General features: G+C 38.7%; 11 protein-coding genes. All 11 read right to left on the minus strand.

Annotated elements, in window-relative coordinates; genetic code table 11:
• Positions 1-2022 (minus strand): efflux RND transporter permease subunit (locus tag RQ763_RS03445; RefSeq protein ID WP_314151201.1); only part of this gene is annotated, 2022 nt, incomplete at its 3' end.
• Between the two features lie 30 nt (positions 2023-2052).
• Positions 2053-2859 (minus strand): acyl-CoA dehydratase activase, encoded by an 807-nt coding sequence (locus RQ763_RS03450; protein WP_314151203.1) that lies wholly within the window; start codon positions 2857-2859, stop codon positions 2053-2055.
• Positions 2859-4124 (minus strand): 2-hydroxyacyl-CoA dehydratase family protein, encoded by a 1266-nt coding sequence (locus RQ763_RS03455; protein WP_314151204.1) that lies wholly within the window; start codon positions 4122-4124, stop codon positions 2859-2861. Before RQ763_RS03455 ends, RQ763_RS03450 begins: the two co-directional genes overlap by 1 nt.
• Positions 4117-5097 (minus strand): 4Fe-4S binding protein, encoded by a 981-nt coding sequence (locus RQ763_RS03460; RefSeq protein WP_314151206.1) that lies wholly within the window; start codon positions 5095-5097, stop codon positions 4117-4119. Before RQ763_RS03460 ends, RQ763_RS03455 begins: the two co-directional genes overlap by 8 nt.
• Positions 5084-7837: a nitrous oxide reductase accessory protein NosL gene (locus RQ763_RS03465; protein WP_314151207.1), complete on the minus strand. Its 2754-nt coding sequence runs from the start codon at positions 7835-7837 to the stop codon at positions 5084-5086. Before RQ763_RS03465 ends, RQ763_RS03460 begins: the two co-directional genes overlap by 14 nt.
• Before the next feature lie 16 nt (positions 7838-7853).
• Positions 7854-8513: a sulfite exporter TauE/SafE family protein gene (locus tag RQ763_RS03470; protein WP_314151209.1), complete on the minus strand. Its 660-nt coding sequence runs from the start codon at positions 8511-8513 to the stop codon at positions 7854-7856.
• Between the two features lie 18 nt (positions 8514-8531).
• Complete coding sequence (gene exbD / locus RQ763_RS03475) at positions 8532-8912, minus strand: TonB system transport protein ExbD (protein ID WP_314151210.1); 381 nt, start codon at positions 8910-8912, stop codon at positions 8532-8534.
• On the minus strand, positions 8902-9345 hold the full coding sequence (gene exbB / locus RQ763_RS03480; RefSeq protein WP_314151211.1) for a TonB-system energizer ExbB: 444 nt from the start codon (positions 9343-9345) through the stop codon (positions 8902-8904). Before exbB ends, exbD begins: the two co-directional genes overlap by 11 nt.
• Positions 9346-9366: 21 nt before the next feature.
• Positions 9367-11550: a TonB-dependent receptor gene (locus RQ763_RS03485; RefSeq protein ID WP_314151212.1), complete on the minus strand. Its 2184-nt coding sequence runs from the start codon at positions 11548-11550 to the stop codon at positions 9367-9369.
• An 88-nt stretch (positions 11551-11638) separates the two neighbouring features.
• A complete protein-coding gene (gene tilS / locus RQ763_RS03490; RefSeq protein WP_314151213.1) occupies positions 11639-12643 on the minus strand; it encodes a tRNA lysidine(34) synthetase TilS in 1005 nt (334 codons plus the stop codon).
• Positions 12636-13949 (minus strand): 30S ribosomal protein S12 methylthiotransferase RimO, encoded by a 1314-nt coding sequence (gene rimO / locus RQ763_RS03495; RefSeq protein ID WP_314151214.1) that lies wholly within the window; start codon positions 13947-13949, stop codon positions 12636-12638. Before rimO ends, tilS begins: the two co-directional genes overlap by 8 nt.
• Positions 13950-13977 lie beyond the last annotated feature (28 nt).

Here is a 13977-nt window from a genome sequence, read left to right on the forward strand (position 1 = left end):
CTTGTTTTCTACTACCATAAGGCTGTTTAAATGAAATTTCTCTTTGTATTTTTGCTCTTTTAGCCAAATTCTCAAATCTTTTGAAATCTCCTGTGAAGATACATCTCTGATTCTGCCTTTTGGGTCATAATAAAAACTAAGGTAAGGCGTGATGTATCTATCTACAAAATTTTCAGGTTTCATTTTGTGCAGCTCTAAAGATATATAACCGACATACGGGTATATTTCGGTAGTGCCGGTAGCACTTCTTCTATATCCCGCGGTAGAGCTTACATGTTTTACAAAAAATCTTTTTTGATGTTTTAGTATCTCTTTCTCCAAAGTCTGCACAATATTCAAAGACTCTTCAAGCGTTGTTGTGGGAGTTGCTTTAAAAGTGATGTTTATAGATGAGTCATCAAAAGATTGAAACATTTGAAATTTTGATTTTTGTACACCGTAAAAGATTAAAAGAGGCACAATGATGATAAATGTCAGCAGAAAACTTTTTTGATGACAAACAAGAAAACCTAAAGCTTTTTGATATAACAGATTTATCTTTTGCCATGAAAGTGTTTTTGATTTTGAATCTAAGATATGCGTAGCATGGATTGGTAGAAAAATAAACGACTCTATCAGTGAAGCAACAACAAGTGCGCTAAAGGCAATGGGTATAAGCTGCACTATCTCTCCGAGTTTTCCGCTTATCATCAAAAGAGGTATAAAAGAAAATATAGTAGTCAAAGAGGCTATGAATACAGGTTTTGCAACCTCTTTTGTTCCTAAAAAAGCCGCCTCTTTTGCACTGTAGCCTTTTTCAATATACTGCTGAATATTTTCACTCACGATAATAGCATCATCTACAATAATCCCTATGGCGATTAAAACACCGATAAGTGAATTTATGTTGATGCTGTGACCCGTAAAATAAAAATAGATAGCACCCATAACAAAAGAGGTAGGAATCCCTAGCGCAATTACAAGAGCCATTCGGATATTGATTAAAACAGCCGTTAGTAGCGTGATAAGAAGAACACCGAATAAAATGTTTGATATAACAATGTTTAGCCTATCTTTTATGATGGTTGAAGAATCCATTCTTACGCTAAACTCAACATCGTCAATCTTCATTTTAGATATGAGTCTGTTTATATCATCTGCTATGGTAATGGCATTGCCTTTTGGATTTTGAGATATAGCAAGCGTGATAGAGTTTTTTCCGTCCGTGCTTGCAAGAGTTGAGGCATCTTCATACTTCTTGCTTATGGAAGCTATATCTTTTAAGACAATTTGCTGATTGTTTATGTTTAGTATCGTATTTTCAAGCTCATGTGAGAATTTTTTATCATTATGTGTTGATATAAAGTAAGGCTCTTTGGTGTTGTCTATCTTCCCAAGTGGAAATATATAGGAAACTTCTGAGAAAAGACGCAAAACTTCGCTCATGGAGAGGTTATATGCATTTACTTTTTTTTCATCAATCAAAACTTCATAAAAGAGTTCAGAATCTCCAAATATAGTTACATCCGATATATCTTTGATGGATAACAGTTTGCTTTTAAAGTTTTTGGACAACTCTTTTAATTTGTCTCTTGAAACTTTTGGGGAGAGAATCGAGATGTGCATAATGCTTCTTGAGTGGGCAACTCCTCTGATAACCGGGTCGTCCATGTCGCTGGGAAGATTGGTTTTTATAAGCGAGAGCGCATCTTCGGCGTCGCGTATAGCAGTTGCTTTATCTACTCCCTTGTCAAGTTCAAGGATTACGCTGAATCTTCCCGGTGTTATTACGGATGAGACGCTCTGTACGCCTGTAATGTTTTTAACTTCATCTTCTATCTCTTGAACAGCCATAGTGTTTAAGCTATCTACCGAAGCCCCTTGGTACGAGCCTCGAATAGTTATAGAGTCAGGTTCTATTGTAGGCGATATCTCTTTTGGTATTTTTGTATAAGAGTAGATACCCACTGCAAAAACTAAAAAAAACAGAGTGTAATTTACTTTATAGTTCTGGATAAAAAACTTTATTATTTTTTCAAACATCTATTACACTTTTTCCTTTATCAACTGATATTACGCTCTATTATCATAGCCATAAGATTCATGAGCCAGTATCGCAGCGCCTAAAGAGGTCGTTATCTGAGGAAATTCTGGGATAAATATCCGCATGCCAAGCTCATTCTCTATTGCACTGACTAAACCGCCGTTTAGTGCAGGGCCGCCGTCAAAATAGATACCCTCTTTTATTCCGACTCGCTTTACCAGCTTAATGATTCTTTTTGCTATGGAGTAGTGAACTCCTGCTACGATATCTTCAACACTGTTGTCGTTTCCTAAAAGACCGATTATTTCAGACTCTGCAAAGACCGCACATGTACTGTTGATTGCCAGCGGCGTACCTTTTGATCTGAAGTGATATTCGCCCAATTCATCTACTTCAATCTCTAAATTCATAGCAACAACATCTAAAAATTTCCCCGTTCCTGCCGCACATCTGTCATTCATGGCAAAGTTGACTACATGTCCTTCGCTATCCAAAGAGATGGCTTTTGAATCCTGACCGCCGATATTTATGATGGTTCTGATATCGCATTTATTCTCTGCCGCCGCCATGGCACCCATAGCATTTGCGGTAATTTCGCTTATGTTTTCATCAGCCTCTTTAAAAAGTTTTCTTCCATAGCCTGTTGCGACTGTATAGACCAAACTGTCCTCATCGATACCAAGCTCACTTAGCATCTCTTTGAGCGCTTGTTTTGCATATTTGTAAAACATACTTCCGCTTGCACTTATCTTATGTCCTGAGAGTTTTTTGTTCTCATCTACAATTGCAATTTTAATCGCCGTCGAGCCTATGTCGATTCCCGCAAAATAACGCACTATTGTCTCCTTTTTCTATTTTTAAGCGACTCTACAAAAGCTTCTATTCTCGTTGTAAGTTGTCCCAAATGGCTTGGAGAATAGTCTGTTTCAAGATAGAGTATCGGCACTCCAGCCCTCTCCATCGCCTCCAAAACAGATCTCTGTTCCATCTCATACACCTGACACCCTGCAAATGCCTGATAAATTACTCCGTCGGCTTTATAGTCCCTAACAAGGTCCAGTATTCTTCTTTTTCTGTCATCATTTTTGGTAAAAATGGGGCAGGTACATCCTTTGAGATATCTGTCTGCTATGGAATCAACCATATCATTCACAAACCACTCATCCACGCTTACCATGTCATTGAACATTCTGTTTGACGAGCAGGTTTCGTCTGCAACGATAATAGCATCCGAGAGCTCTATCAAAAGAGGAACCTTTAGATTTGGAAATATCGGAGGAGAACCCGTATAGACGATTCTGGGGCTTCTTTTTGAAGCTACGCTTATTTCATCTTTAACTCTCTGCTCACACTCATCTGCAAGAGCTTTCACTGCATCAATCCAATTATCTATCTTGTCAAAAAAGAATGCATTGGTTACCAAAAACATATCTTTGCCTAAGATGGGGGAGTTGTTGTTTTTTCTTAATATATTTAATTTGTGGTAGAGATGTTGGGCATATCCCACTTTTTTAATGGCATCTTTAAGTTTTTTCTTTGAGAGTTTTGTGTTGAGATTTTGCGAGAGATCTTTTGTAAACTTTCTAACGCTTCGTCTCCAGTACTCTCTGCTCTCGTGGCTCTCTTTTGTTCGTGGAAACTCCATATCGTAAACTTCAAATCCCATGTTTTCTATAATCGCGCCCGATTTTGCTTTTTGATCACATGTAGTAGGAGATATAACGATATCGGGCTTATCTGAGAAGTTGTTTGAAGCGAATTGCCCGATGGTTGCTTTTACCAAAGGGCAAGATTTTGAAGGGAGAAAATCGCTTCCTATCTCGTCATCCGCATAAAAACCGTTGCAGAGCCTTAGCGGAACCGCGTCAAGCGCATAGATTATCTCGGAGGGAACTTGAATGCACATGGTTCCTACTTTGGCTTTGTCGCCGTGAAGAGGCTCATGTTTGCAATGCACTCTCTCATAGAGGTCATAAAAATACTCCATTGCTTTAGGCGGCTCTTTGAAATCATGTTTTATTTTTTCCAGAACGGCAGCGGCTTCCATCGCTTTATGGCGGTTTTGTCTCTCTTTTGGCGTCTCAATTTTATGTTCAGTCATCTTTTTTCTCCAACTTATCCATCTCCATTCTTTTTGCAAAGCCGCCTTTTGTCGAGGTAAAGAGTTTCATGTTTAAAATATCTACATGCAGAGCGTCATCCTCAGGACATGCGGCTACGCACTTCATGCAAAAGATGCAGTCATCTCTGAGGATGTTTGTACTTTTGACATCATCGGCGATATCTTTTATCTGCATATCGCAGACATTGTAGCAGTCACCGCATTTTGTGCATTTGTCCCCGTCTTTTTTCAGTTTTAAAAGTGCCCCGTCGCTAAATATGTAGTGCATAGCACTCATCGGGCAAAAAAAGCAAAAAAACCTTTTTTTAAAAAATGAACCGATAAGAAACAGCCCCGTAAAAATCAGCCCCAGCGTAGTCAGTATCATTGCTGTTTTTGTTGAAAAATCCAAACTCCATTGCGAAACATCGCCTACAAAAAGAGGCGTTATCATTCTGCCTGGGCATATTTCGCAAAATGCGGTTCTCCACTCGCCGCCAAGAAGACCCATGCCAACACCCATCGGTGCTAAAATCACAAGAGCGAGCATGATGTATTTTATCTTTTTGAGTTTATCAAATTGAGGCTGCGTGTAGCTGCTAAATCTAATGCCCACCTTTTTCCTCAAACCCGTAATCCAGTCCTGCATAGTTCCAAGAGGACACGCATAGCCGCACCATGCTTTGTTAAATACGATAAACCAGAGCAAAAAAGTGACAAAGCCGATCAAAACAGAGATGCTTGCTGCACTAAAGAGTACATCCAAAGGACGGGCGAGTTGATGCTGAAGCGGCAGAAAATAACACATGCCGCCCACCTCTTTGTCATATCCGCAGGAAAAGACAGGAATGCTGTTCCCAAGATTTACGGCAAAATAACCGCCGTAGATAAAGATGACAAAGAAGAGGAGTTGCAGCCAAAAGCGGAATCTTCTAATATCTGCCTTGTTGATAAAATCTCTAATCTTTTTCATTAAAAGAGACCTCTTTAAATGGTTTTTGTCGTCTGGATCTATACCAGTAGATGGCAAATCCAGATACGATTATAGTTAGCAGAGCCGCCGATAATCCATAAGCGTAAGAGCGGTATTGTGAGTTGTTTGGATAGTAGAGAGAGGGATATGTTGTGCTATATCTTATATTCTCATATTTTGTACCGTTTATATCGCCCTGCATATCTCTTTCGTAAGAGGCGGTTAATAAAAATTCGTTTTTATATCTCTTGTTAAATTCACTCCAGTTTGGAAAATAGTCTTCAATAAGTGCAAAAGTAGCAACGCCATCTTTGTTAGTTTTTAAAGTTTTAGACCAGAGAGTTTTTGTTCTTAGTGTTATATCCGCTCCCTCAAGAGGCTTTCCATGAAGTAGAACCTGAACTCTTATCTTTTCGCCTGAGTAGAGATTGTGGTAAAAAGTCTCATCGTCTTCTCTGATCCTAACTATATCAAAAGGAGTCTCTTTGATTGTGTGTGCTGCCATCTTCTCTTGGTCATAAACAGCGTCGTTACTGTGGTTAAATCTCATAAACTCATACTTTGCGGTTTTTACATGTAGCGTATCGTCATGAATCTTTTTATCTACATAAAAAAGGTTGTAGTATCCATTGTCAGGCATTTTAAAGCTTACAGATTTGCATCCTGGGCTTTTTGAGACCGCTGCTTGTGTTGTAGTTAGATTTGCATCAAGAAGATAGAGCTCAGCATCTATCTCCATAAAACAGTTTTTGACTCCCGCGTTATCTTCAAAAACAGGCCATACCTCTTTTGTCGGAACTCTGCCTCCGCCGTGATTGTGTCCGCCTCCGTAACCTTTTTTCTTGATTGTAGGATTGTCTTGTGAAAAATATACGCTGTCGTTTATCTCAGGTTTTTTAAAAGTATATGTGTTTGCGGGTCTAAAATCTTTAAGAGCATTTTTATATGCTTCTTCAAATGTAACTATTTTCCCGCCGTTTGCTTTTACAAAATCCAAGGCATCGTTTTTGTCTCCAAAAGCAAATTTGCTGCTCTTTGCCATGATGCCTCTATGTCTGCTTCCTAAGACATAGTAAGCCTCTTTGGCGTTTATAAATTTTAAGCTCTTGGCATCAACTGCTTGAATATTTTCAAGCTCTGTTTTGCTGCTTGAACTCTCCTGCGCCAAACAGTGCATAGAGCAAAACTGTTTTATCTCACTGTTTTGTTTTGCCGCATAGTTGGCTTTGTAGGAGTTTGAGAGAGTCATACCGCATGTCGCACAACTCTTTTTATCTTTACCTTGCTGCAGAAGTGTTGCTTTGTCGGCAGGAACACTCTGGAAAAGCTTTTGGCTTCCTCCATGATTTCCATGTCCGCTTGATGCTTTGCCGTAGGTTTTGAAGATATAGCCCGTATACATGTTAACACCGAGAAAAAAGATTATTAAAGAGGCTGCAAAAGGAAAAGCTGCTATTTTTCTTAACTTTGACACATCCAAAAGTTTTACTCTTTTGTAGAGAATGATAAGCGCCCAGACGATCGCAACCCATTTTAACAAACCAAATATATGCAGCCAGCTATCTCCTCTGTTTGCCAACGGTGAAACATTTAATGTAAATCCAAATCCATAAGCAAATCCCTCTGTGATATGCTCGTACCCTTTGAGGAAAAACACCTCAAGCGAATGAGCAATTGAACCGAGTATAAAGAGAGGCGCGTAGGAGTATCCCAGATCATAAAATGTAGCGTTAAAATCTTTTTTGAGAATTTTAGAGGCTATAAACATACCTATAAGCGCGGCTGAGATAGTAAAAAGAAGCGCATAAACAAATGCAAACAAGCCGATGGTGTCAATAGAGCCAAAATCTATATACTTTTTTAAAAACTCAGACGTTTGTGACCATATCATGATATCCGCAGCATTGCTTCTTCCGATGCCGTGATGAAACGACATGCTGATGGATATGGAAGCGAGGATAAGTATATATGCCCAAACTTCCGCTTTAAGAGGTTGCAGTTTTGAAAAAAGAGAAAATGAGGGTTTTTTAAATTTAAAACTGACAGCCTCACATGCACTGCTGCAGTCCATGCAGAGCGTACAATCTGTCATAGAGTTTCTGTTGTCAAACGTAAAGGGTTTTAGGTTGTAAGGACATGCCGTCGCACACTCAAAAGTTTTGCACTCACTGCATGCACTCTTGTATGTACCAAGCCAAGTAAAAGAGAGTTTTGCGTAGGCTCTTGTGAGTGTTCCGATAGGGCAGATATATTTGCAGTAGCTCATATCTTTGTAGAGAAAGTAAACTACAAAAGCGATAAGCGTCATAACGGTAAATAAAATTGCCGTGCCTTGGGCTGTTCTAAAGAGACCCGGAAACATATAGTAAACGCCCCACCAGCCAAATACAAGCAGCAGTACGCCGATAAATCTGTTTTGCATCCATTTTGGCATGGTTTTTTTAAGCCCGTATTTTGTGATGTACTTTCCCATAAATCCGTGAGGGCAGATACCACAAAAAATTCGCCCGAATGTAGGAAGAGTCAGAACCATAAACAGAGACCAGAAAATTCCCCAAAAAACAGCGGTAGTAAATGTGTTCTCTTTACCTGTATGTGCAAAACCAAAGTAAAGAGCATACACAAATAGCACCGAGACTGCTATCTTTAACGAGAGTAAAAATTTTTGATTTTTAAAGAAAAAACCAAGTATAGGCTTTGCATAAATATCATCTTTGTCACGTTTTATAAAATTTACCATTTTTTTCCTTTTTCCATCAAAGTATTAAAAGACCATTGAGTACAAGCACGCCTACTATCATAAGCAAAAGTGCCGCTGCGCGTTCTATAAAAAGTCTGTAAGAGGAGAACTGAATCATAAATCCCTTAATAACCTTTGAGAGTATAAATCCGTAAAACAGGATTGAAAACATAACGGCTCCAAGCCCAAAAAATAGCCCCAGCCCTATAGTGTTGTAAATATTGCTGCTGTTTGCCGCAACTGCCAAAAGTGCCATTATCGGGGCACATGGGTTTACCGACATCGTTGCACCGATAGCAAAAAAACCAAATTTATCTGATTTAGGTTTCTTTATTAGGGGTGTTGTGTGTCCGCATGAAGAGGCAGGCTTGAAACTTTTATAGAGTAAAAATGCCCCCATGCCAATAGTGCTAAAGCCCAGAATAATTCCGAACAAAGAGTTGTCATCAAGCAGCTGTTTTACCCAAGCAGAGCTAAGATATGCAACAACGGCTATAAATGTATAACTAAATATCCTGCCCAGACTAAAGGGCAGGATAATTCCAAGTGCTTGTTTTGTAGTGTTTGAATGGCTAACAAGCAGAGGCGTTAAAAACGGCATACATGAGAACATACATGCCGTTGCTCCGTAAGAGAGACCTATGATGAAGATTGAAAATAGAGCCGTAAATTCCATATATAATCTCTCTTGTGGCTAGTTTTTTTCTGCAACTATTCCCAGATTTGTGAAGTTTTTTTGTTTTAAAACATCTAAAAGAGCTACAAAATGGTCAAACTTTGCATTTTTGTCACAATTTATATGAATAGGCGTATCCTCTTTGTAGCTACATAATTTACTCTCAACATCGTCTATAAGTACAACCGTTTTGTCAAAGAGTACTTCTCCGTCTTGCTTGATTGTAATAGTTAAGTTTTTTTTATTCTCCTGTTTTGCTGCTACTTCTGACTCCGGAAGATCAACAGGAATGACTCCCTTCGCAACAAAAGTAGCAGTGGTTAGAACTATTACAAGAAGTACAAGCATGATGTCTATAAAAGGTACTACGTTGATTGAGTCAAATTTTTTAATTTGCATGTTTTTTCTTCTGATGAATGTCCCAAAGAGCTAAAATAACCTCGATTTTTCTAGCCAAATGGTTATAAAAAACTGTAGCAGGGATAGCTACTAAAAGACCCATCGCCGTAGCTTTAAGAGCAAGAGCTAAAGATGTCATAATTATCTTAACATCCAAATCATTGCTTTGCCCCATAGCATAAAAGGTAATGATTATCCCAAACACGGTACCTAAAAGACCGATATATGGAGCATTTGAACCAAATGTTGAGATAATGTTGATATTGTTTGTAAGAACGATTTCAAGTTCTTCTTTTGTCTCAAAATTGCTTACATCTATCTCTCTATAAAACATAAGCCTCTCAATCCAAAACCAAAAAGCCATGAAACTCATAACTCCAAGAAGCCCGATAATGCCATAATCAACACTGTCTTTGATTAGTTCTATGTTCATATGCTCACCTGCTTTGTGCTCTTAAAATTTAACCGACAACCCTGCCGTGTATACTCTGCCTTGATTTACCGTAATTGATAGATCTTCCGCATCAAACAGGCCGTCTTCATTTCTGTCACCGCTTGATCTTGCCGTGTTGTAGTAAAACTTATCAAAAACGTTGTCTACTCTTGCAAAAAGGTTGTACTGATAATCACCTATCTTATTTGTATAACTTGCAAGTAGGTTAAATGTAGCATGTCCTGGTATTTTGATTTGATTTAAATCATCCGCATAATAATCAGATTTTGCATTTACCTCTGATGTTAGTTTTAGCTCATTTATCGGCATATAGTCTAAGATAAGATTTAACTGATGCTTTGGAGTTCTAGGGATTTGGTTGTCGGTTGCATCAAAAAATGTAACAACTGATGTATAAGAACTACCGTCTAAATCAATACCGAAATTATCATACTTTGTATAATATGCATCAAGATAGGTATATGCGGCATTAAATGACAACTCATCAACAATATTACCTATTGCAGAGAGTTCTAAACCTCTATGTCTTGCACCGCCGACATTATCCCACATATCTGTAGTGTCAGTATCTCCGTAGTTACCGGATGTTTTCATGATAAAGTCTTCTCTGTCAATCTGGAAAATTGCAGCTTCGTACGTGATTCCTTTTGCTTTGGCGCGAAGACCTATCTCGTAGTTGTATGATTTTTCAGGATCCAGATCAGGGTTGTTTTGGGTGCTTCCCCATGCACTAGTGTCTCCGGCGTAAAGTTGGCTAACCGTAGGTGCTCTAAAGCCAGTAGAGTAGTTTGCATAAACATTGAAGTTGTCGTTTATCTTGTAGTTCATTCCCACTCTGTAGGAGTAAACTTTGAAGTCATCTTTGATATTGTTGTCTTTGTAATCTTCATAGTCCAGTTTAATTAAATCATAGCGAAGGTTTGCAGTCGCACTTAAATCTTTTGTAACCTCCTGCTTGTATTCACCATAAATAGCATAAACATTTTCATCTGTTTTATCATCACTTTTTAGATCGCCTGCTAAGTAGTAGTCGGGAGTTACGGAGTAAAATGGATAGTATTTTACTAAAGCTTGATTTACCTTGTAGGTAGATTTGTTTTCATACTCATTAAACCTCAAATCAAGACCCAAAAGAGTAGCAAACGTGTCAAACGAACTTCGGTATTCACTCTTTACACCTCTTTGTATCTGTGCGTACTCATTGTCATAAGTATAATCTTCATCATCAAGAGAAGGATCCGAAGTTCCGCTACCATCTTTTGTTTGCGGTGCCGACATATATGACGTGTCGTCTGTATAAACATACCCGTTTACAAGCAGATTTGAGTTGTTGCTAAAGTCTTTAGAGTATGTAAGAAAGAGTTTTAAGAGTTCAACATCATAACCTCTTGTATAATCTCTGTTGTCTTGATTTCCATCATAAACAGATTCGGGATTTGTTCTTGCCGCTGTTTCGCCGCCTACAGTTCCGTGCGTATCTTTAACTCTGTCTGCATACTCAAAACCAAAAGAGATATCGGATGTATCATCGATGTAGTATTGCAGTTTACCGTTGATATAGTTTGATTCATAGTCTGAATCTTCCCAGTAACCGTCAGCTTTTCTTTGACTTGCCTGAATATGAAAACTTAAGTCATCATTTGCATAACCGCTTCTTGCCAGAACTTTTTGATAGCCGTAGCTGCCAAACTCAACCGCTCCGTAATTGTGGTTATATTTCGCACCCTTCTTTGTTGTGATGATAACGGCACCGGAGAGTGCATCATCTCCAAAGAGGTATGAAGCTCCGCCTTTGATGACTTTGATACTCTCTACATTATCAAGGTCTATATTTACCTTTCCTGTTCTCTCAAATACGGGAACACCGTCGATAACAATAGCAACGCCAGGTTTTTCACCCATATACATCTGGTTCTCTACACCTCTGAGGTGAATTTTTAGTGAATCACCTGAAGTATACTCTGTCGTTACACCCGGAATTGATTGTAAAAGTTGCTGCACGCTTTCTGCATGTGCTTCATCAACTTTTTCACCGCTAATCGTAGTTGTAGTTGAAACCTCAGTTTTTTTTGTATCAAACTTACTGTCAATAGTAGAGGACTCAACCTGGATTGTTCCTAAATCTGATGCAGCGGCATTAATTGCCAGAGCACAGATTACTGAAAGATATACCCTTTTTTTCATCTACTTACTCCATTTAAGAAATTTTTAATTAGGAGAAGTATAATAAATAAGTGTTAATTTTGTGTTAATTTTAAATTGTAAGAAAAGTTTAAGAAGTTGAATTTAAAATTTTTGTAACTGTATGAAAAGCTTCTTTGTCTTTGTTGAGGTATGGTCGGAGTTTTGGCTCTATCTTCAAGATTCTGCACGCTTCTTTAAATTCGCTGCTCATGGGCGATTCATTCGTAATATAAGGGGCTATAAATACAAAATCCTTATCTTGGTTTACAACAAACTTTCTTCCGACAACCAAAGTTTTTTGACTTTTTAGGAGTTCTCGCTCATTTGCACTTAAGATGTAAAGTTTTGATTTTAGGTATTTGTCGATTACGAATATATCGGTTCTTTGGTTTTTGGAGCTTTTGAAGTATGCAAGTTCATTGATGCTTTTTATCTCTATCTCTTCAATAAGCTCTGCCCTGTCTTCATCTATATAATCAAAACTTTTTTTGATGCCGCTTAGATATTTTTCTAAAAGCGGCGATGAGTAGTTGTGTCTAAATGAGTTTCTTTTTATATCCTCATCAAAGTTGCTCTCATCCTCAAAATACTCTTTTTCGTTTGCATGAAGATATGAGAGCAGCTCCTTTTTGTCTAGATGCAAAAGAGGGCGGACAAGAGTGTAAAAATCTCTCTTTTGAACACTCTGCATCCCAGCAATCTCCGCACATCCTGCACCTTTGCAAAACTGCATAAGCATCCACTCAAATCTGTCTCCCAGATGGTGCGCGGTTAAAAGATTTTCATAGCCCTGCTTTTTAATAAGCTCTTCAAAAAATCCGTAACGTATCTCTCTCGCTTTTGCCTCAAAGTTTCGCTCTATTTTTGGAGCTTTGAAGAGATGACATGTGAGATTGTGCTTCTTTGCCAGCTCTTGTGCATAGGCAACCTCTCTTTTGCTCTGTTCTCTAATGCCGTAGTCAACGATTGCAATGTCAAAGGGGATGTTGTGTTTTAAAAGAAGAAAAAAGAGAGCGGTAGAGTCCGCTCCGCCTGAGAAGGCTAAGAGGTTTTTGTTATCTTTTAGTTTAAGAAGAGTTTTTTCTTCAAGCATTGTCAACTGTTGCGGTTAGAATATTTCCAACCATGTCTGTAATTTTGGCTTTGTAAATTTTGCCAAATTCAAGCTCACCCTCGCCACTCTGGTCGTTGACGTAAATCTCGCCGTCAATCTCAGGTGCCCAGATTAGCTCTTTTGCGCTAAGAAGATACTCATGCTCATCGCTCTCGCCGTCGATTACGATTTGAACCTCTTTGCCTATCTCTCCTTTGAGCGATTTTTCCATAACTTCAGAGGCGATTTTGCCTAAAATCTCCGCTCTTTTATTGATAGTTTTTGCAGGAATCTTCTCGCTCATCTCATGTGCCGGAGTCGTCTCTTCATCTGAGTATGCAAAAACATTGATGCGGTCAAAGCCGAAGTTTGCGGCAAACTCGCACATCTCTTTAAACATCTCTTCGCTCTCCTGAGGGTGTCCGACAATAAAGCTTGTACGCAGAAATGAGCTTGGAAGCGATTTCATAAACTCTAAAAGCTCTAACGTCTCTTTCTTTCCGAAACCTCTCTTCATAATGCGAAGCATGTCGTTATTTATATGCTGGATAGGCATATCGAAGTAGTTGTGGAATATTTTGCTTTTTGCTATGTTTTTTAGAAGCGCCATCGATGTTGTTGATGGGTAAAGGTAAAGGATTCTTGCACTCTTTACACCATCAATCAGTTCAATTCTTTGGATAAGCAGACTAAGTCCGTCTTTTACATTTTGGTCTCGCAAATATGAGCTGCTGTCTTGAGAGATAAATGAAAAATCATAGTACCCTTTTGCGACAAGCCCCTCAACCTCTTTTGCAATGGAGTCAAGAGTTCTTGAGTTTAGTTTGCCTTTGAAAGAGGGAATTGCGCAGAAGCTGCATGCTTGGTTGCACCCCTCTGAGAGTTTTATGTAAGCATGATAGGTTGAGCCCGTTACGACACGCTCTGCACCGTCAATAAGATATACAGCCTCTGAAAATCTGCTTTTTTTCTCTCGCAATAGCTCATCAATCTTGTCGTAATCGCCGACACCCGTAAATATGTCAACCTCAGGCATGTCTTTAGCCAACTCCTCTTTATATCTCTCGCTCAGACATCCAGCCATAACCAAAACTGAGTCCTCTTTGCGCGCATCATGAAGGTTAAGTACGGTATTTATCGACTCTTGCTTTGCAGCATCTATAAAACCGCAGGTATTAACAATGATGACATCTGCATCTCCCTGATCATCGGTTAGTTCAAAGTTTTGAAGTTTACCCATCATGACTTCGGTGTCAACTAGATTTTTTGTGCATCCCAAAGATACGATATGAAGTTTATTGCTCATTAATTCCACTTTTAAATATTTTTCGTAT

The organism is Sulfurimonas sp., assembly GCF_032250635.1.
Classification (GTDB): Bacteria; Campylobacterota; Campylobacteria; order Campylobacterales; family Sulfurimonadaceae; genus Sulfurimonas.

Coding starts and splice junctions, on each gene's coding strand:
- RQ763_RS03455 (WP_314151204.1), bottom strand. CDS start 4,124: ATGACTGAACATAAAATTGAGACGCCAAAAGAGAGACAAAACCGCCAT.
- RQ763_RS03460 (WP_314151206.1), bottom strand. CDS start 5,097: ATGAAAAAGATTAGAGATTTTATCAACAAGGCAGATATTAGAAGATTC.
- RQ763_RS03465 (WP_314151207.1), bottom strand. CDS start 7,837: ATGGTAAATTTTATAAAACGTGACAAAGATGATATTTATGCAAAGCCT.
- RQ763_RS03470 (WP_314151209.1), bottom strand. CDS start 8,513: ATGGAATTTACGGCTCTATTTTCAATCTTCATCATAGGTCTCTCTTAC.
- exbD (WP_314151210.1), bottom strand. CDS start 8,912: ATGCAAATTAAAAAATTTGACTCAATCAACGTAGTACCTTTTATAGAC.
- exbB (WP_314151211.1), bottom strand. CDS start 9,345: ATGAACATAGAACTAATCAAAGACAGTGTTGATTATGGCATTATCGGG.
- RQ763_RS03485 (WP_314151212.1), bottom strand. CDS start 11,550: ATGAAAAAAAGGGTATATCTTTCAGTAATCTGTGCTCTGGCAATTAAT.
- tilS (WP_314151213.1), bottom strand. CDS start 12,643: ATGCTTGAAGAAAAAACTCTTCTTAAACTAAAAGATAACAAAAACCTC.
- rimO (WP_314151214.1), bottom strand. CDS start 13,949: ATGAGCAATAAACTTCATATCGTATCTTTGGGATGCACAAAAAATCTA.